Source organism: Photorhabdus stackebrandtii, from assembly GCF_011189495.1.
Classification (GTDB): domain Bacteria; phylum Pseudomonadota; class Gammaproteobacteria; order Enterobacterales; family Enterobacteriaceae; genus Photorhabdus; species Photorhabdus khanii.
In genome coordinates, this window is the sequence record NZ_PUJV01000002.1 from 1 (window position 1) to 19465 (window position 19465).

Genomic DNA, 19465 nt, shown 5'->3' on the forward strand with positions numbered 1-19465 from the left:
ATAATCAGAAAGGGAAAGAGAACCCGCTAAGACAGGTAAGTGCTGAGCGGTGACAAACTGACGTCCAGTATGAATAGAAGGTTCCCGTTTTCGAATGAATAAGGTCATAAAAGATCTGCGCTTAAAAGAAGTACGCAGATCTTAACGGATAACACGCGCCTTTTGCGACACCCTCGCACTGGGCGAGGGTTTACGGCGGGTCTTGCTCATCCAACATTTCCTCACGATATACGCCATCCACTCCCTGAATTTCACGGGTTCCAATTTCAATGTCCTGTCTGGTTTTCATCATTAATTTCAACGTTAAGCAGACGGTAGAGATAACGACTGTTCAATGGCATTTTCAATACCAGATACTGCCGTAACAACCAGCATCAACATGCCACCAATCATCAGGATTGAAGCCAGCAGGAATCCGCGGGTGACTATCTGAACTTTGACTATCGTTTCATCCAGCCAGTGCCGTGCAAACTTCGCCATTGACTGATCAAAACCCTGCAATCGTGACAATAGCCTCAGATAACTGATCGCCTCGCTATCGGGAAAACGATAACCCGTATCGCGCAACGCCTCGCCAAAACCAGCCCCCATTGAAATATGTTCAAGCGTGGCAGCGATACGTACATACAACCAACGCGAACCCGCCTGTTCCAACAGCAATTCCAGCGCCGATTGCAACATCATCCCTGAGCGGATCAGCAACGAGACATTCAGTATGAACATGCTGCCATGAATGGTTCTGTACAGTGACCACGGCGGAAACCGGTCAAGCACCGTTCGCAACCGTCCGCCCAGAAAAGGCAACGATAATGACAACAGAATGATCAATATCACCAGGAATATCAGCGAATACAGCCCATAGTCATTAACAAATGTCCCCATCACATAAAGGGTATAAGCCGCACCATCCCAGGTTTCCGGCTTAGAAACCGCCGCCAGTTTGGGAACCAGACTCCCCGCCACAATGTGCAACAAGACGCATATCATCCCAATCAGCACCGCCGGATAAATAGAAGCACCGATAACCGCATTGCGGATCTTGCTACCCGCTTCAATCATGGCGATCGCATCCATGAAAGCGCTATGTATGTCGCCGGAGCGCTCACCCGCAGCAATCACCGCGACTTCATTAGGACCAATCCATTGCTGCAAACTCTCTGCCAAAGTGCTGCCCTGACTCACCGATTCATAGCAACGACTCAAGACCAACGCATAACCACCGTTGGGTTTTTGGCCTTCATTACTGGCGACATTATACATTTCGCGTAATGCATCAATCAGCATGACACGATTTTCCAGCATCATAATAAGATGCCCGTAGAAACGAATCCGCGCTTTCTTACCGAACTGTATCTTCGCCATTCGATAGTTCAGTCTTTCAATAAAATCGGTCAGGAACATGGTGTTTTACTCTATTTGATGGATCGTGGGGATAATCGGCCCCATGACGCGTTCTCCAGCACGGGGATCGACGATTCCGTCATTTATTTTGTGAATAAGTGCATCGTTCTTGCTTAATCCGCCCATTTCCGTCATCCAATACCGGGTTGCCCCGTGATGATGACCAGCTCGATAAGCTTGCATTAAGCCCGGAGATGTACGTACCACTTCAGCGACTACCGTTCGGCCCACGATGCCGCTCTGCTTGCAATAATCACAGCCTTCTCCCTGCAAACAAACCGATTCCGGCTGGCAATAAAGATTCAACCGTTTTAACAGACGTCCGGAAATTTCCTGCTCATGCCCTTGCAAGGGAACTTTGCAACGGGGACATAACACTTGAACCAACGATTGACTGACTAAACCAATCACCAACCGCGAATCCATCAACAGTGATTCCATTACCGCCTCATCCTGCAAACGGGGCAGGATCGCTAAAGCATCGTTTGCATGTATCGTGGTCCAAATGAGATGGCCCGTCATTGCGGCACGGAACGTCATCTTTGCGGTAACCGCATCACGTATCTCGCCGACCATAATGACATCAGGATCGAGCCGCATAGCATCAGCGATTGCCATTGCCCATTCTTGTTCAACAACCACGCTATCGCCACGATCGCCGGTTATCGGCGACTGATTAGCGCCTTCAATCTCATATTCAGGTGGATCTTCAAGCGTGAGCAAATGAATACCCGCTTGTTCCGCTATCAGCTTCTGCATCACAACTTTCAGGGTAGTGCTCTTGCCGCTACCGGTCGCGCCGGACAACAGGACAACCCCGGCCCGATGGTCCATCAACTCTTCCAATATCTGACACTGTTCCGGCAAATAGCCAAGATCACTCAGGGTGCACACCGTACCGGGACTATCCGCATACAACAACCTCAGTACCATTAACATGCCACGATCAAGCGGGCGGGTATTAATCCGCGCCCCGGAAAGCCCGCATTCGGTAAGAAATTCATCCTTCATTCGCGCACGCTGTGCCTGCATCGGCTTAAAAGTCGGCTCTGCCACGTCGCACATACTTTGGTAAATCGTCGCGCACAGTCGTAATCCTTCTTCGGGACGCAACTGCTCAACAGGCCGCAAATAACCATCAATACGGCAACGGATCTCACAATAATTATGCCGGGCGACAATATGTAAATCCGACGCTCGCTCCTGCGTGGCTTCTCCGATTAAGCGAGTGATATAACGCTGAACATCGGATTCTGTGCCTCCCAGCCCATGACGATGATGATGGCTCTTGCTGAGACGGTACAACTCCAATATGTTCCCCATTCCACAGGTGACAATCTGATAAATGAAACCGTGTCTTTTAACCGTTTCCTCATAGGCCAATACATGGGGATCGAGCCGGTGAGAAGCGGATACAGCAAGCACGCAGTGCCCCTTTTGCTGGGGTAACTCAATAAGACATATCAAACTGCGGTTCGCCAACTCTATTTCAAGTGCGCCGCTCAGGGCAGATAACACTTTTGCCCCCTGCCTGACCATACACAGCAGATCGGAACTTGTTATTACCATAGGAATGTCCACTTATCAGCAATTAACGACTTAACGGCAACGGCGGTGCAACCATTAAATCCAGGCTATCCAATAACGATGCATCGTTAGTCGCAGTCAATCCCACATCATAGAATCGTCCCTGTTTGGTAAAAGTGACCACACCGTTATTAATGCGCACCACTTTATAACCATTCGGCAACTGATCACCGGCTTTCACATCCATGATGCCACCCGAACGAAACCGCAGCGTGGCAATCAGCGCACCGTTGCGCCCAAAGATTGACTTAACTAAAGGCAGATCATTATTAATCGCGCCACTTTTATTCACGACGCTGGAAATTTTATCGAGTTCAGCCTGCGCATTTGCTCTGGCGGTTTCAGCTTTAAGTAACATCACCTCGGTCTGTAACTTTGCCAATTGTTCAGCAACATTGTCAGTCGTTGCCGCCGGCAATGCCGGTTTCTGCGCCACAGGCTTTGCCTGAACCGCCGGGATCTCAGCAGGTGATGTTTGTGCATATGCCAGAGAAAATACCGACACCACCAATACACTGATTATAAACTGACTAATTTTTTGCATAGAAAACTCCACTAAGCTCCCACTGAGGGAAACCGTCAGATAACACAACTCTGGCGCTGGTGACCCTCAACCCAGGGAGCGGCTTACCTGAAAACAAGGCATCTGGCGGTAATTGAGAAGAGAGCGTCCAGCTATAAGTCTGCCAATCAGGGTTCGCCCACACGCGAGTCTCCCCTTCTGCCGCAGGAGGCGGGGGTGGCGGCAGAACAGAGGCGCTCTCAGTTAAGACCGGAGGCGGCAAATCCAGCGCCTGGAAATAAGACGTTAACTCAATCAGCGCCTGATCTGACGACAGCAATAGGTCGTCGTGGCCTTCCGGCAGATCCTCATTCTGCTGACTGAACGGTATCAATACCTGTGCCTGCTCTCCGCCATTGGAAATCACAGGGCCAGACTGGAATATATTGATAGCAGCAACCTGAAAAATATTGATCGGCATTCCTTCATGACGCTGGTAGCTCACAGAAATCGTATCAGCATCCAGAAGAATGGCGTCAATTTGCCAACCCGCAAGGGACAAAGGGATCCTGGCTAACGCTCGGTTCCATGCGGCGAATTGCCATGCTATTTGCGGTTGCGCAAGCCACGGATGCGGCGGCGGAATTTCCTCGACTTCGTTGGATAAATCCGGTGTGATCAATACCGTATTCTGCTTATAGGTGTGCCACCCCCACCAACCACCGGCCAGCAAAATCGCCAAACCCGCGCTCATGCCAAAGAGCTTAATTTGATGCTTCGACATTTCACCCGTTAAGCTTTCCAGCTGACCGACAGATTTTTTCAATGCAGATTTCGACAATAACTGCGCCAATGGCATCTCCGGCCACAACGATTCAAACTCCTTCGGCGCATAAATTGCATTCCATACCCCGTTGGCTCCCTCTACCAGTTGTACCGTATCACGCAACTTCGCCTCGATCTCTTCGCGGACGCCGATCAAGTCACGTCCAGCCATGATTGCACCCTGATGTACCGCGACTAACGCATAATGCCCATCAGGCAAACGAAACGCGCCGATCCAGTTAGGTTTATCTACCGCTTTGGCAAGGGTAGCGGCCAATGAATAATCACCCGGCGCCCCTGCCTCCTTTGGTACGTAGCCGATCTGAATACCTTGCCCGACACGATGCCGGACAGCCAGGGTAAACCCCGCCGCAATCCCATTTCTGCGCATGTTAGAACGCGCCAACGCAGTTACCGGTGGTCGCCAGATGATGCCAGCCACCAGCGTTTTACCACATAGCTTGATTTGCATGACGTGCTCCACGTCTGTCCCGGTCCGGATCATCTTTCAATCTACCACTATAGGAGTAATCATGACCACGATCACATTATGATTTGTTTTACCCTCACGACTCCCTCCCAGAACCTGATTATCTGGGCTGCCCAAGCCACTGCGTTCACTGGTATCTGACTGTTGCTCAAACCCTGACAACACCAGAGTTTCACCTGAGTGCAACCGCACTTTCTGGCTGAACGCACGCAAGTCTATCGTCGGCAATTGCACCTGACCAGTCTCTTCCTTGCCAAATTTCGCCAGCTTCTTCAAATCGCTTAAGCTAATGTTGTATTGCAACAATATTTGCTTATCAGCCATGGCATAAGGCAGCATCAACATATTAAAACCGGTCGTCACTGTCGCGGGTTCAATCCCCACCGAAGTACCGACTTGTGGCGTCAAGGTGTTAGAAATTGATGAAACATACCCGGTCTGAGTTGCCACCTGCATCGGTACCGCCTGCAAATTCAATGTGGTAACCGAGGGTTGCGTCACTATGGAGACTTTGCCCTGAGCCGATAACGCCTTAATCAGCAAAGCGCTGTCACTGAATGGTCCTTTGAGAATGTGGATATTGGTATTGATACCTCCCTCATCAATAGCAGTCGAGTTCTTATCAGCCAATCCTATATGAGCGCTTTTATAAGCCAACGACCAATCGACGCCATACTGATCATCCCGATCGAACGTCAGATTAAGGATCTTGACATTAAGCACCACCTGCGTAGTCAGCAATTTATTCTGCTGATCAATATAATCCTTAACTCTGTCGAGTATTTCAGGGGAGTCGGTTACCGCCAATGATGCCGTCGCCATCGACAAAGTTAACTTACCTTCTCCCGGCGTCAGCATCCCTGACACCGTTTTCTGGATCTCATCCATCACCGAACGTGTCAAAGAAGTGGCAAGGGTTTGCGTACTGCCGCTGTTACCGCTATCGCCCCCACCCGCACCACCGCCGAACGTCGCACTGGTCGTCGCGGTCACGCTGGAAGACAATGCATCCGTGCCCGGCAATGCATATATCTGAAACACCCGCGTCTCTGTTTTGAAAATATGCACTGCGCCATTATGTACTTTCCAATGCAACCCTGATGATAAAATGACTGAATCGAGCAAACCCGCCAGAGATCCATGCCAATTCACATTGATTTTCAACACGTCCGGTTCACCGCTTTCAGATACGGGTTGCGAACCTGAATTGACAACCACAACCCCCCGTTCACTTCCCTTTTCACCCGATGACGAGCCGGGATACGCGGCAAGCCGCGCATCCGCACTGATCACTACCGGTACCCCGCAAATGCGTTTGATCTTGCCGGCAAATTCACTCAACGTCATCGGTTCCGCTTCCTGCAAGGTTAAGTTACAGGAGACCGTTTCACTTTCTCTCTTCGATGGGATCTCCTTGGTTGATACCCAATAACCATATTGATGAACATGCACTGAGGTGGTAGCAGCACTATTGCGCAATCCCTTAATAATTTTGGTCGCATTCGCCATTTCATTATCCGCCTGATGATCGACCTTGTTGATTGCCGCACAACTTGACAAACCCGCAGCGATGCAGGACAGCAATATCAATCTGGAAAACGTCAAAAACTGAATAGACATGGTTATTACCCCTGCGCCTGTACATGAACAAGCCGCTGCTCCTGATAAATATCAACGGTAAAAGGACGGTTCGCCATCGTGTAAGCGTCGAATAGATCACTCATCGCCTGAATAAACGTCCCCTTGAAACGCAGGCCAGCCCGGATCGGAAAATCATAGGAGGCATCCCATACCACTTCATAGCCGGACTTGCTTGCCCATGCTTGCGTAACATTACGCAGAGTTTGCCCTGGAGTTGCAGTCCACACCGCAGCCAAAGGAGCCGGCGTTGGCACCGGTGTTGCACAAACGGCGACATTTGACAGACAGACAAGCGCCGTAAAAACAGATGCGATTATTTTGTTCATTGATCTTTCCAAAGAAAAAGAAGTAGCCAAACAACCTATTAATCAGTTAGTTACCCAAAAAAGCCCACTTGCCGAACAGCAACTACAGTATTTCCACCAGCGCGCCGTCAGATATAAATTTCCGGACACCATCGGGTAATTGTCTGGCAAGCGGGCTGCCTATTCGTTTTCCTCTGCCGTCGATCAGCCTGGAACCGCTCTTGAAACCGATCTGATCGGGTTCCGCCCCCCATCTCAGCAATTCTGCGAAAGCGCCATGCAGCAGCACATTGTCGCCGTAGCTGATATTTTTGCGGAAAATATAGACATGGGACCCTGAGATAAAGGCTCCCCAGAGACACTTGCCAGAAAAGTTGTCACACCAGGCATCGGTGTTCACCCACTCCATGTGCATTGCGGTCAAGACCTGCCGCATCTTCCGACGCCTGACCTCTCCCTGCGCATGATGATTAAGCAGTTGCTCACGGGTTGAAGCATAACTACGAAACAACGCCGCCACATCCGTTCTGGCCCGCACCGCTTGCACACGGACTTCATGCAATAACTGGCCGAAAATCAGTTGTATGAAAAATACAATGACGATCCCAACAATAGCTAATGGCCACATTCTTGTTCTCCTATAACCGTCTGTTTCGCAAACAACCTTTCGCCTCCGGTAGCCTCTTTCCATCGCAACGCGGGAATACCGGTGCTAGTGTGCTGGCACACCAGCAATTCCCCCTGCTTACTCATGGAGACATTCCCCAAAGCCGGACAACTGCCACCAGCAAAACTTCCGGTTTTGGTGTTTATCACTAAATTGTTACCGACAACCACATCCTTATCTGCATGAACATCACCGACGGCCAGGGTGCCTTTTCTATTAGAACTGGCGTTGCCATCCAAGATAAACAACGTACCATGTGCTGGATTGACAACAATTTTCCCATCATCACCTTGCGCAACATAAGATTGCTTTTCCTGAAAACGGGAAGAGAAAACCATCTTATTCACACCATCAACAACACCAGCGCCTTTCATCGACAGCGTATCCACCTGATCGAGTCTATTGCCGCCCATATTGATGCTGGTTTCCATCCTATTCCACTCTGGATGACCATCTATCTTTTGCCGGTGAAGCAAATCACCGGCTAATGTACCTGGCCCATAGGTTGCCGCGTCCCGGATGAACGGAGCATAAAAAATGCGTCCGATTTCATTAGGTTGTTCATTGAAAAAACCGGCAAAAGATTCAGGCGCATTGACCTGACCGTAGCTGTTCCAATAAGTGGCCGGATTATGACTGTCACGATCCCGGTAATCCAGGTAGAGACCGCCAACACCAATCAACTGTGCGATTTTCATCGAATGACCAGCAACGTCCGGCGGCTTGCCGTCAGCCATTGCCGGAACGGTGTAAATCAATGGATCAATGCGTTTCTTGCCATTGGGCAACATGACAACACGTAATACGCCATCATATTTCTGACCCAGCGGATTGACCGTATTCTGGTTCAGTCCCGGGGGTAAATAGGGGAGCATCTCTGCCCAATTGATAGGTGCCGGCGTGGGCCCCTGACTTAAAGCGGTGTAATTATCATTCACATAATCCGCCACTGCATCACCAAGATGTTGGATCTGCCCGGCAACTACCTGATTAACCAGCATATCACTCTGCCTGTTCAGATAAACCACACCAACCACCATCATTGATGCCAGCACCATCAGTGCAACCGTCACTTCCAGCAAAGTGAAACCTGCATTACGGCGGCGTATTGTTAATATGGATACAGATTCATCATGCATAAACAGCCCTTCTTAAAAGTATCAACATCTATTTCATCCGATGGACTCTTTACCCAAAAGAGAATTCTGCCCAAGGGTGCTGCGCTCATATCCGACCCGGCTATCTATGGAAAAACGCCACAACTAACCCAGCCATCGCCAAACCTGGCCCGAAAGGTATCTGTGGTACCGTTTTAACTCTGCGTCGCCACCGAATCGCCAGATAACTTATCAGCGTGAACTCTGCCGCCAGCAAAACCACGGATGGCAGCGCTTCCACCCCCAACCAGGCACCCAGCGCCGCCAGGAATTTGGCATCACCCATTCCCAATGCATCACGCTGAGTCAATCGCCGGGCGATCCACTCAACCAGCCTGAAAAACAGATATCCACAAACCGCGCCACTCACGGCCAAAGGCAGTGCCACAAATCCGGCAGATTGCAGATTGAACAACAGCCCCAGCCACAACAAAGAAAGTGTCAGTTGATCAGGCAGCAACAAATATTCGAAATCAATGACCGCCAGCGCCACCAACAAAGAACTCAGCACCAACAGCCCCAACAGCGAGTAACTCCAGCCCATATCCAAAGCCAGCAAAGAGAAAAGCAGCGCCACCGTTCCTTCAACCAGCGGATAGCGTATTGAAATCATCCCCTTACAATATCGACAGCGCCCTTTCTGATATAAATAGCTCAACAGCGGAATGTTATCGCGGACCGCTAACACATGACTGCAACGTGGACAATGTGAACTGGGAAAACAGAGATTAAAGCCAGCCGCCTCATTATTGATTTCAGAGAAAATCATGATCGGCAGGCGAAAGATCACAACATTTAGAAAACTTCCGACACATAATCCCAGTAATCCAACCACCAGGATCAGACACCCAGTCGAAGATTGCAGCCACTCGGTCACCATGATCATCTCCCGGCACAATTAGCGCAAAACAGATCAAAACCCGCCAGGTAGCTTGAAAACCTTCCACAAGCCCCTCAAGCTACCTATCACATAAAGAATCAATAACTGACCTAACTGGCAGAAATAAACGTCACCGTATTGGCATCATTGGCATTACATGCAGTATTAATTTGCGCCAACGTCGAATCCGGCTTAATTTCCGTGGCCGACTGTTGCCCCTTCCCGCCACCACCGACGGTCATTTTCGACCAACCCGCCACGCGCAACTTCAACGAAAGTTGCTGGCAAGCCTCATCAGGCACATTTTCATACTCAATCTTAAACGTCTGAGCAGTAGCATCTCCCGGTGAAATAAGCACCTTGCCATTCCAACTATTAAAAATAATTCCACTTGAACCATCCTGAGTCATATTGGCCGGAACAACCTTATAATGGATGGCAATCTTATTATCCAAACTGTCATAACCTTTGGCGCCGTTTTTAATTGATTTCAAATTTGCTGCCATCTGAGTAATATTCGACGATTCTGTCGAAATTTCCGAAGCCCGGAACAACTTACCAATCCCCGCTGCGGCTGCGGCTAATATCACAATACCAACAATCATCACAACCAACGCTTCAATCAGAGTAAAACCCGATTGACGCCTGGCTTTAAGTAACACACTGACTTTCTTATTCATGCTGATAACTCCAAAATCAAAATGATAGACGTACTACAACGCGCGACTTCAGAACTGCCGCCTGAACTGAAAACTCACATGCTTACAAAAAGAAATAAAACATATAAGTTATAATCACACAAAGAAAAACATTCATAAAATTGAAATATTTCAAATTGAAATAAATCTTATAAGTTATAATTTGGAAAATAAAATTGTTTAAAACGTTCAAAAATCACACTATCGATCGTTAAAAACTATCAAATATATTAATTTCCATCGTGAGTATCGATTAAAATTAATGATACAGCTCATTAAAAAACCAAGTGATTTTATTCTGTCAATTAGTTAGAAATTATTATTTATAAATATTTTTAATTAGTTTAACGCGGCCGTTGTTAAGCCTTACTGTTGTGATGTGTCTGTCACAGACTTTGTCCAAATCGAGCCAAGGATCACTATGTCCGACACTGATATGCTGGAAAAAAGCAGACGCAATTAGGAAGTCTGTGCAAATTCAATCCGAAAAAAATACCCATCTATTTTCTGAATTAACAAACCTAGAGGAACACAATTTTTTTCTAAAACAACCAGGTGAAAAGGACTATGCATGGGTAATCCAACACTAAATCTACTTTTCCTACAATAGCAAATAACAGTAAAAGCGACTCTTCTCCTTATGTCTAAATAAGATTTTTAGTTTATTTTGTTAATAATGATTTTTACGATCACACTAATATACCCATTTTTTTAACCATCAATTGCTTGATGAAAAAACATCCAATGATCCCCTTCCCTGCCTTTTCTACTCCTAAAGCAACATTACAAAAAAATAACCTGTAAATAAAACCGCGCTAAGACCTAAAATGGTTAACCTCGGCCATACCAATTAATAATTACCCTTCATTATTAATTAATATTCCCTCTGAATATTGATTGCTTATAATCATGCCGGTTTATTAAAGACGATTTAAATAATCGCCAGATAAATCTTTTCAGTATAAATAATAGCTTCTATATCAGGTTGCTGCGGTAGCTATACCCATCACTCAGTGCTAGTCAAAACAAAGCAATAATACTTTGTTTATCTTTTAAACGTAAATAACCCATTAAGGAAACATTATGTCTACAACTCCAGAACAAATTGCTGTTGAATATCCAATTCCTACTTACCGATTTGTTGTCTCTATCGGTGATGAGCAAATCCCTTTTAACAGTGTTTCCGGCCTCGATATTTCTCATGACGTCATAGAATATAAAGACGGTACAGGCAATTACTATAAAATGCCGGGTCAACGTCAAGGGATTAATATCTCGCTGCGTAAAGGTGTATTCTCTGGCGATACTAAACTTTTTGACTGGATTAATTCTATTCAGCTTAATCAGGTTGAGAAAAAAGATATTTCAATTAGTTTAACCAATGCAGCCGGCACCGAGATTTTAATGACCTGGAGCGTGGCAAATGCGTTCCCAACCTCATTAACGTCCCCTTCTTTTGATGCCACCAGCAACGAAGTTGCCGTGCAGGAAATTACCCTAACAGCAGATCGAGTGACAATTCAGGCAGCTTAAGAGCGGAAGGTTTTTATATCCATCATCAGGTATCAGGTGTTTATATTGAGGAACGTATCTCTTGCACTATCGATTACCCATGCGTAAACAATAGCGCCCATTTTCACCTGTGATGCTTCCGATACTAATCCACCTGAAACAATCGTCCGAATTCATTCGCTGACTCACTTTATTAATCTGTTTACTCAGAATATTGCACAATAATTGGAGGCAACATGCCAACATATTCATATCCCGGCGTTTATATCGAAGAGGACGCCTCACCGGCACTTTCCGTTCGTGCTGGTGCAACAGCAGTGCCTGTCTTTGCCGTCGCAAAAAGCAATTCATTAATAACCGATAATTCTTATATTCGTGTTAACAGCTGGTTGGAATATCTGTCACTCAAAGGTGGCCCATTTACTGCCACTGACAAGCTTGATATCGCACTCCGCGCTTATTTTATTAACGGTGGTGGATATTGCTATCTCGTTAAAACCGAAGAGTTAGAAAAACACGTTCCAAAACTTGATGATGTGACATTGCTGGTCGCTGCCGGAGAAGAAATCATCACTGCCGCAGATGCACTTTGCAAATCTGGCAAAGGATTATTCGCCATTTTTGATGGTCCAATCGCTCAAATAACCTCAGACCAAAAACCCGATGAAGTGCTTAAATCCTATACCGCCACAGCCTATGGCGCAGTTTATTACCCCTGGCTAACCGCTGAATGGGGAGAAAATAAAGCCACCATTGATATTCCACCCAGTGCAGTTATGGCCGGTATTTATGCCCGTGTCGATAACAACCGGGGTGTTTGGCAAGCACCAGCCAATGTGGCTATTCAAGGCGGATTGCAACCTAAATATCCAGTAACAGATGATTTGCAAGCGCAATACAACCAAGGTAAAGCGCTGAATATGATCCGTACCTTTCCTAAGAGCGGCACGCTGGTCTGGGGTGCTCGCACACTTGAGGACAATGATAATTGGCGTTATATCCCAGTTCGCCGCCTGTTTAACAGTGCGGAGCAGGATATTAAAAACGCCATGAGTTTCGCTGTTTTCGAACCCAACAACCAGCCCACCTGGAAAGCCGTCCACCGCGCTATCGATAACTATCTTCACTCCCTCTGGCAGCAAGGCGGCTTAATGGGTAACAAAGCCGAACAAGCCTACTTTGTTCAAATCGGTAAGGGCATCACGATGACCGATGACGATATCCAGCAGGGCAAAATGATTGTCAAAGTGGGTCTGGCGGCGGTTCGTCCAGCCGAGTTTATTATCTTGCAATTTACGCAGAACATTGCTCAATAATTGGAGGCAACATGCCAACAACACCAACTTATCCTGGCGTCTATATTGAAGAAGACGCATCACTGGCACTTTCTGTTAGCCAGGGAAATACCGCAATTCCCGTTTTTATTGGGCGTTTCTTACCCAAAAAAACCAGCACAACACCTCAAATAACACGTGTTAATAGCTGGTTGGATTTTACTAACCTGTTTAACGTGGGTTGTGCCAGATCAATAGCAATTACATCAACCGAACCCACTCCTTCTGAAAAACCTAAGACAGTCGAAGGCGATGTATCAGTCAAAGACAATGAACGAGTTGAAAACGATACAGCAGTGACTACCGCAGCAAATGCCACAACGCCCAATGCAACTGAAGAAACCCCCGGTTACACTTACCAGGTAGTGGTTGATAGCTACACAATAAGCAGTGATGCTCTAAAACTTTATTTCCAAAATGGCGGCGGACCTTGTTATCTCCTGCCAATTACGGATACCAGCAAGACTGACACTCTGACCTTAATCCCTCAGTTAATTGAACAAGCGTTAGAAATCACTTTAATTGTCTGTCCTGAACAAGATTCTGATTATCAGGGCCAGATATATAACAACCTGACACCTCCATTATTGAATAACGGCTATTTCCTTATCGCCGATAATCAAGATAAAGCAACCGCTATCAGCGCTAATGTACCCTCACAAACTGCAACGTATTATCCCGCTGTGAAAGTCTCACAGCTTATGCAAACGGAAGAGGAGCTTGTCGCTGTTTCAGGCTATAAAGACGCAAATACGACATCAGACAAAGTCACCAATCTGGCACAGCTCAAAGAGAAAAACCCAGATGTCTATCAGCAAGCCATTACTAAAATACAGGATATAAGCAAAACGATTCCCGCCAGTGCAGTGATGGCCGGTGTCTATTGCGCCACCGATGCCCGCCGTGGCGTCTGGAAAGCTCCCGCTAACGTTGTGCTGAGTGGGATTAGTGATGTAGCCGAACGACTCACTGACGATGAGCAAGGTACCATGAATCAAAACGGTATCAATGCCATTCGCTACTTCACCAACAAAGGTTTTGTCGTCTGGGGTACGCGTACTCTGCAAGATGATGACAACTGGCGCTACATTCCAGTTCGGCGTTTATTTAACGCAGCAGAACGAGATATCAAACAAGCAATGCGATTCGCCGTTTTTGAACCCAATAGTCAGCCAACCTGGGAACGCGTCCGCTCAGCCATTGATAACTATCTCCATCAACTCTGGCAACAAGGAGCACTGGCCGGTAACAGCCCGCAGGAAGCTTATTTTGTTCAAGTTGGTCAAGATCTCACTATGTCCGACACTGACATTAAACAAGGCAAAATGATCGTCAAAGTTGGTATGGCGGCGGTCCGTCCGGCTGAATTTATTATCCTGCAATTTTCGCAAAATGTAGCACAGTAACCGTACTGAGGCGCGGTTCGCCGCGCCTGTTCTATTGAGGAACCGAGAATGGAAATAAAACAGCCCGGCATCACAATCACGGAGAACCTGATATCCCAGAAACAAGATGATGCATTTATCGGTGTACCGGTTTTTATCGGCTATACCCAACCTGCTAAAAATACTCGTGTTAATGACAAAACCGCAGTCAAGTTAAATAGCCTGACCGACTTTACCCTGTCATTTGGTGAATCAGGATTAACGTACTATTCCGTGCGTCACTTTTTTGAAAACGGGGGTCAGCAAGCCTATGTACTGTCGCTAGGATCTGATGAATCCCGAGACGATTTTCAATCATTGACTACCAGCCTACAACAAGATTGGATTAAACAAGCGATCTCCGCCCAGAGTGCTATCACGCTAATTGTGGTCCCCGATATTGTCTATCTGAATCAGATGGATGATCCCAATTCAGGAATAGATCAACACGATAAGATTCAGTTCTGGCTACAGTTTTGGCAATCCGTACTCAACCTTTGCAAGAGTCGACGCGGTATCATGGGATTGCTGGATGCCCCAGATGATCCCGTGCTGGCCGCTGAATGTTTAACACAGTTTTCCTCAGATGATCGGCAATGGGGCGTCGTATACTGGCCAAGACTGAACAGTGCCTATCAGGAACAAGGTCAGCAGATTGTGCTTTCACCTACTGCGGCGGTGGCCGCCATCATTCAGCGTAACGATAACCAAATGGTCGTCTGGCATGCACCTGCAAATGTCCCATTAGCCAAAGTTATCAACCCGGTACGTTCTTATATTGAAGCTGATGACCTGTTTAATCAGAACGGCACTTCGTTGAATCTGGTCCGCAGCTTCCCCGGCAAAGGGACAAGGATCTGGGGATGCCGCACGCTAGACAACACGCCCGGCTCTCCCTGGCGCTACATCCAGACACGCCGTCTGGTTTCTTATATCGAAGCCCATATGACTCAACTGGGCCGAGCCTTTGTGTTTGAACCCAATAACGCCATTACCTGGATGAAGTTTAAAGGTCAGGCTTACAACTGGTTACGTCAGTTATGGCTAAACGGCGGATTACGGGGTACGCAGGAAGATCAGGCCTTTGAGGTTTTACTGGGGATTGACGAATCGATGAGTGAAGCAGATCTGCGGGCCGGAAAAATGATCATGAAAATCAGGCTGGCGCTACTAATTCCGGCAGAATTTATCGAGCTCAGCCTGACATTCGATACCCGTACCGGGATCACCCATTAAACAGGGGCAAAACATGAACAACTTATACACCCCGTCGGTGTCACACCGTTTTATTGCCAGTTTTCTTTTTAACAATATTCCCAGCCCACTCGACATTGCCTTTCAGCGGATATCTGGCCTCAGCCGTGAGTTGCAAACCAGCCAACACAGTCAGGGCGGGGAAAACACCAGAAATACCTGGCTGGCCGAGAAAATCCAGCATGGCAATCTGGTACTGGAGCGCGGCGTGATGACCGTTACACCGCTGACTCTGACGTTTGATCGCGTTCTGCGTGGTGAAAAAGCAACTTATGCCGATGTGGTCATTATTCTACTGAATGAAAATTCAGCCCCTGTGGCCAGCTGGACGCTAAGTAACGCTCTGCCAGTTCGTTGGTCTACCGGGGATTTTGATGCCAATAGCAATACGGTTCTGGTCAATACGCTGGAGCTACGTTATCAGGATATGCGCTGGTTAGGAGTGAAAGCATGACCGTCGAAATTAAGGAGCTGATTATTCAGGCTAAAGTTACTGATTCAGCGAGTCACTCCGTCGCAACACGCACACTAGCGCAGGAAGCGCTGGATAACGCCTGCCTGATTGAAAAGGTGAAACAAGCAGTACTAGATGCATTGCGCGAAACAGGAGGTCATTATGAGCTTAATTGAACGCAGCCTGTCCCGACTCACTCTCACCGCATTCAAGGACCGTGAGGGGAAAATCTCGGTAGGGAGTTTGCAGGCGATGTATAACCCTGATGCTATCCAGCTCGACTACCAAACCCGTTATCAGCAGGACGAAAGCGTTAACAGCGCCAGTCAAAGCAGCCGCTATGTGTTATCCCAACCGGCTGGCCTGTCATTAGTCCTGCTATTTGATGCCACCATGCCCGGTAGCAACACCTCAGTGGAAACACAACTGGCGGCCTTGAAAGCCCTGTGTGCCGTTGACGCCAGTACTAACGTCCCCCACTTTCTTAAAATTAAATGGGGTAAAATGCGTTGGGAAAACAAAGGCTATTTTGCTTGCCGTGCCAGCGGCCTTAGCATCAGTTACACCCTGTTTGATCGGGACGCTACACCGTTGCGGGCCAGCGCTACCCTATCTCTGGTGGCAGATGAAAGCTTTGTTATTCAGGCGACTGAGCAACAGTTAAAATCACCGCCAGTCACCGCAATCAATGTAGCCGATATGCTCTCCCTGCCCTTGATCGCCTTAGGTGCCGGAGCATCCCTGGCGGGCGGTATTGATTATCTCTCGCTGGCCTGGCAAAACGATTTGGATAATCTTGATGACTTCACCCCCGGGCAAACACTGCAAGCGCAGGGGGATGTATGAAGATACCCGCAATAACTATCAAGATAGGTGGCAAAGCCCTCAGCCAATTGACGGTTATCAGTCTGACCGTCAATCATCAAATCAATGGTATCCCCTCGGCTAACATCACCTTGGGTATTGTCGGTGATGCAAATCATATTTTTGATGCCAAGGTGCAAGCTGAACTGGCAAGTTGCCGCCCCAATCATGAACTTAGCGTGCAGATCGAAAAAAACGTGGTATTTAAGGGGATCATCGTTCGGCAAACATTGGGGCTTAAAGGTCAGGACAGCCTCATTACCTTGACCGCTAAACACTCATTGCAAAAATTAACTCACAACTTCCACTCACAACTGTTCAACAAACAAAGTGATGAGGCAATTATCAAGAAATTGTTCAGCCAGACCGGTATCCCTGTCACGATAAAACAGGCCCCTCAGCTTAAAACGGTGCATGAGCAAATGGTACAGTTTCGCAGTAATGACTGGACTTTTCTAAAAAGTCGGCTGCTCGCGACCCACACCTGGCTACTGCCCGGTAACGATAACGTGACGCTGGTCACCCCGGAATCCCTTAATCGGTCAACGGTACATACTCTCCACCAGCGAGCTAACCATCAGGATGCCGTACTATTTGAAGCGAATCTGCAATGGGATAACCAACGCAACGCTAAAACAGTGAGTGTACAGTCCTGGGATATTGCCCAACAAAAGCTGTCTCAAGCCAATCAGGCCAAAAGTAGCGGACTGGGTCGCAATCAACTCGCCACCGACAACCTGGCATCGTTGACCAATCAAGAATGGCAATGGATTTTCAGCTACCCGTTGGACAATGAACAAGCCAAACATCTTGCTCAAGGCATTCTGAATAACCGGCGCAGTCATAACGTCTCCGGTAATTTTGAAGTCGAAGGCGATGACCGTTATCAAGCAGGCGATGTGCTGGCGTTAAACGGCTTCGGTCAGGGGATGGATGGTCAGACAATTATTACCGGTGTCAGTCATACCATCAACCAGCGGCAAGGCTGGCGTACCCGGCTAACTCTGGGACTATTACCGGAAGTAGAACACGTTGTACCGCAGGCGAAAGAGCTGCATATTGGGATCGTGGAAAACTACCAGCGGGATAGCCAGTCATTGGGGCGTATTCCGGTCAAAATACCGGCTTTGAACTTAACCAGCGGCACCCTTTTTGCCCGCTTAGGTAAACCTTACGCCAGCCATGAAAGCGGATTCTGCTTCTACCCTGAACCGGGGGATGAGGTGATTATCGGCTTCTTTGAATGCGATCCGCGCTTCCCAGTGATATTAGGCTCTATGCATAACCCTAAAAATAAATCACCGTTAGAACCGAGTGAAAAAAATCCGGTGAAAACCTTAGTGATTAAACAGGGGGAAAAACAACAAGCATTAATCTTCGATAATCAAGATAACACCCTCGCATTAAATAGCGGCAAAAATACCTTATCTCTGCAACAGGATAAAGATATCACGCTTAATTCCGCTAAGAATCTTATTACCCATGCCCAGGAAATTAAAATAGAGGCCAAAAAATCTCTGTCCGCCGCCGGTAAATCCGGGGTTGATATTAAAGGTGCGAAGATTAACTTAACCCAATAATAAGGTAATGAGATGACAAACAAAGTATTAGCCGACAAAGTATTAGCCGATATTTATGGTCGGGGTTGGGCATTTCCGCCTCAATTTTCTATCAAAGATAATGCACATCCTGAAATACCAACAGGTGTAACCATGGCGGAAGGGGCTGAAAATGTTCGCCAAAATATGAAAATTCTTTTTCTGACTGAACCCGGCGAAAGAATTATGCATGAGAATTATGGTTGCGGCCTGAGTGATTATCTGTTTGCCAACATCCGTGACGAAATGATGGCAGAAATTCAAACTCGGATTGAAGAACGGGTATTGCGCTATGAACCTCGCGCAGATATCCGCGAGATCCAAGTGAACCAAAGGAGGAACTTGCCCAATACCCTGCATATTCAGGTCACTTACACCCTGAGAGGCAGCGAAATCAGCCAACAAATTGAAAGTGTCCTTGAAGTTAATGAGGGCCGGGTACAGGTGAGTTTATGAGTAAACAACTGGTAGTTGATGGCGACAACCTGCTATTCGAACCGTTATTCGGCAACCGACAAGTTACTCTTTTGGGGCCAGCAACCATTCGAGGTAGCGGACACGCCAAAATCCAGGGCAAAAAGATCGTCATGGTGGGTGATGAAAAAAAGGTGCAACTTCAGGCGCAATATATTACCCCAAGCCATCCGGTACCCGGCATGGGTATGGTCACTATTGCTCAGTTGGATACCAGCCAACAAGCCAACTTTTGCCGCAGCCCAGCCACGGTAATTGTTGTCGGGCAACAATTTATCGCCCGATTTACCCCAACCCAACCAGCCAATAATCCATCGAGTGGCCCGGATGTGACAGCCCCCAGTATGGGTAAAGGCCGTTTTATCGCCAGTCAATATGCGGTCACAGCCGGATAAATA

The 19465-nt window shown here is 47.5% G+C and carries 20 protein-coding genes; 10 read left to right on the forward strand and 10 right to left on the reverse strand.

The features are described from left to right. Nucleotides 1-303: 303 nt before the first annotated feature. The 10 genes from C5470_RS01585 to C5470_RS01630 all read right to left on the reverse strand — a co-directional run bounded on the left by C5470_RS01585 (nucleotide 304) and on the right by C5470_RS01630 (nucleotide 10135). Entirely contained in the window at nucleotides 304-1401 is a 1098-nt protein-coding gene (locus tag C5470_RS01585) for a type II secretion system F family protein (protein WP_166285379.1), read from the reverse strand. A gap of 6 nt (nucleotides 1402-1407) precedes the next feature. After that, nucleotides 1408-2970, reverse strand: a complete 1563-nt coding sequence (locus C5470_RS01590; RefSeq protein WP_166285381.1) for a GspE/PulE family protein — start codon at nucleotides 2968-2970, stop codon at nucleotides 1408-1410. Nucleotides 2971-2992: 22 nt separating this feature from the next. Further along, nucleotides 2993-3532, reverse strand: coding sequence for a type IV pilus biogenesis protein PilP (gene pilP, locus C5470_RS01595; protein ID WP_051477435.1), 540 nt, complete (start codon nucleotides 3530-3532; stop codon nucleotides 2993-2995). After that, on the reverse strand, nucleotides 3519-4787 hold the full coding sequence (locus C5470_RS01600) for a type IV pilus inner membrane component PilO (protein ID WP_242687785.1): 1269 nt from the start codon (nucleotides 4785-4787) through the stop codon (nucleotides 3519-3521). The genes pilP and C5470_RS01600 overlap by 14 nt, the downstream gene beginning before the upstream one ends. A 36-nt stretch (nucleotides 4788-4823) precedes the next feature. Next, entirely contained in the window at nucleotides 4824-6425 is a 1602-nt protein-coding gene (gene pilN, locus C5470_RS01605; RefSeq protein WP_036848798.1) for a PilN family type IVB pilus formation outer membrane protein, read from the reverse strand. Between the two features lie 5 nt (nucleotides 6426-6430). Next, nucleotides 6431-6772, reverse strand: a complete 342-nt coding sequence (locus C5470_RS01610; RefSeq protein WP_036848795.1) for a toxin co-regulated pilus biosynthesis Q family protein — start codon at nucleotides 6770-6772, stop codon at nucleotides 6431-6433. Nucleotides 6773-6854: 82 nt separating this feature from the next. After that, nucleotides 6855-7379: a hypothetical protein gene (locus C5470_RS01615; RefSeq protein ID WP_166285385.1), complete on the reverse strand. Its 525-nt coding sequence runs from the start codon at nucleotides 7377-7379 to the stop codon at nucleotides 6855-6857. Continuing rightward, nucleotides 7367-8557: a shufflon system plasmid conjugative transfer pilus tip adhesin PilV gene (pilV, locus tag C5470_RS01620; protein ID WP_166285387.1), complete on the reverse strand. Its 1191-nt coding sequence runs from the start codon at nucleotides 8555-8557 to the stop codon at nucleotides 7367-7369. Before pilV ends, C5470_RS01615 begins: the two co-directional genes overlap by 13 nt. A gap of 100 nt (nucleotides 8558-8657) precedes the next feature. Then, on the reverse strand, nucleotides 8658-9455 hold the full coding sequence (locus tag C5470_RS01625) for a prepilin peptidase (protein ID WP_166285389.1): 798 nt from the start codon (nucleotides 9453-9455) through the stop codon (nucleotides 8658-8660). A 110-nt stretch (nucleotides 9456-9565) separates the two neighbouring features. Next, a complete protein-coding gene (locus C5470_RS01630; protein ID WP_166285391.1) occupies nucleotides 9566-10135 on the reverse strand; it encodes a type 4 pilus major pilin in 570 nt (189 codons plus the stop codon). 1101 nt (nucleotides 10136-11236) lie between these two features. Between C5470_RS01630 and C5470_RS01635 the strand changes: the two genes are divergently transcribed. The 10 genes from C5470_RS01635 (at nucleotide 11237) to C5470_RS01680 (ending at nucleotide 19462) form a co-directional block, all read left to right on the forward strand. Next, nucleotides 11237-11686, forward strand: coding sequence for a phage tail protein (locus tag C5470_RS01635; protein ID WP_166285393.1), 450 nt, complete (start codon nucleotides 11237-11239; stop codon nucleotides 11684-11686). 215 nt (nucleotides 11687-11901) lie between these two features. Beyond that, on the forward strand, nucleotides 11902-12981 hold the full coding sequence (locus C5470_RS01640) for a phage tail sheath family protein (RefSeq protein WP_166285395.1): 1080 nt from the start codon (nucleotides 11902-11904) through the stop codon (nucleotides 12979-12981). Between the two features lie 11 nt (nucleotides 12982-12992). Then, on the forward strand, nucleotides 12993-14405 hold the full coding sequence (locus tag C5470_RS01645) for a phage tail sheath family protein (RefSeq protein ID WP_166285397.1): 1413 nt from the start codon (nucleotides 12993-12995) through the stop codon (nucleotides 14403-14405). Nucleotides 14406-14453: 48 nt separating this feature from the next. Further along, complete coding sequence (locus C5470_RS01650) at nucleotides 14454-15659, forward strand: phage tail sheath family protein (protein WP_166285399.1); 1206 nt, start codon at nucleotides 14454-14456, stop codon at nucleotides 15657-15659. Nucleotides 15660-15672: 13 nt separating this feature from the next. Further along, entirely contained in the window at nucleotides 15673-16131 is a 459-nt protein-coding gene (locus C5470_RS01655; protein ID WP_166285401.1) for a phage tail protein, read from the forward strand. Next, the gene (locus tag C5470_RS01660; protein ID WP_166285403.1) at nucleotides 16128-16307 is read left to right on the forward strand and encodes a DUF5908 family protein; all 180 of its coding nucleotides are present in this window, start codon (nucleotides 16128-16130) and stop codon (nucleotides 16305-16307) included. The genes C5470_RS01655 and C5470_RS01660 overlap by 4 nt, the downstream gene beginning before the upstream one ends. Beyond that, on the forward strand, nucleotides 16294-16977 hold the full coding sequence (locus tag C5470_RS01665) for a CIS tube protein (protein WP_166285405.1): 684 nt from the start codon (nucleotides 16294-16296) through the stop codon (nucleotides 16975-16977). The genes C5470_RS01660 and C5470_RS01665 overlap by 14 nt, the downstream gene beginning before the upstream one ends. Continuing rightward, nucleotides 16974-18575 (forward strand): phage baseplate assembly protein V, encoded by a 1602-nt coding sequence (locus C5470_RS01670; protein ID WP_166285407.1) that lies wholly within the window; start codon nucleotides 16974-16976, stop codon nucleotides 18573-18575. The genes C5470_RS01665 and C5470_RS01670 overlap by 4 nt, the downstream gene beginning before the upstream one ends. 12 nt (nucleotides 18576-18587) lie before the next feature. Further along, the gene (locus tag C5470_RS01675; RefSeq protein WP_166285409.1) at nucleotides 18588-19049 is read left to right on the forward strand and encodes a GPW/gp25 family protein; all 462 of its coding nucleotides are present in this window, start codon (nucleotides 18588-18590) and stop codon (nucleotides 19047-19049) included. Beyond that, nucleotides 19046-19462: a hypothetical protein gene (locus C5470_RS01680; protein ID WP_166285411.1), complete on the forward strand. Its 417-nt coding sequence runs from the start codon at nucleotides 19046-19048 to the stop codon at nucleotides 19460-19462. The genes C5470_RS01675 and C5470_RS01680 overlap by 4 nt, the downstream gene beginning before the upstream one ends. Nucleotides 19463-19465: the final 3 nt, after the last annotated feature.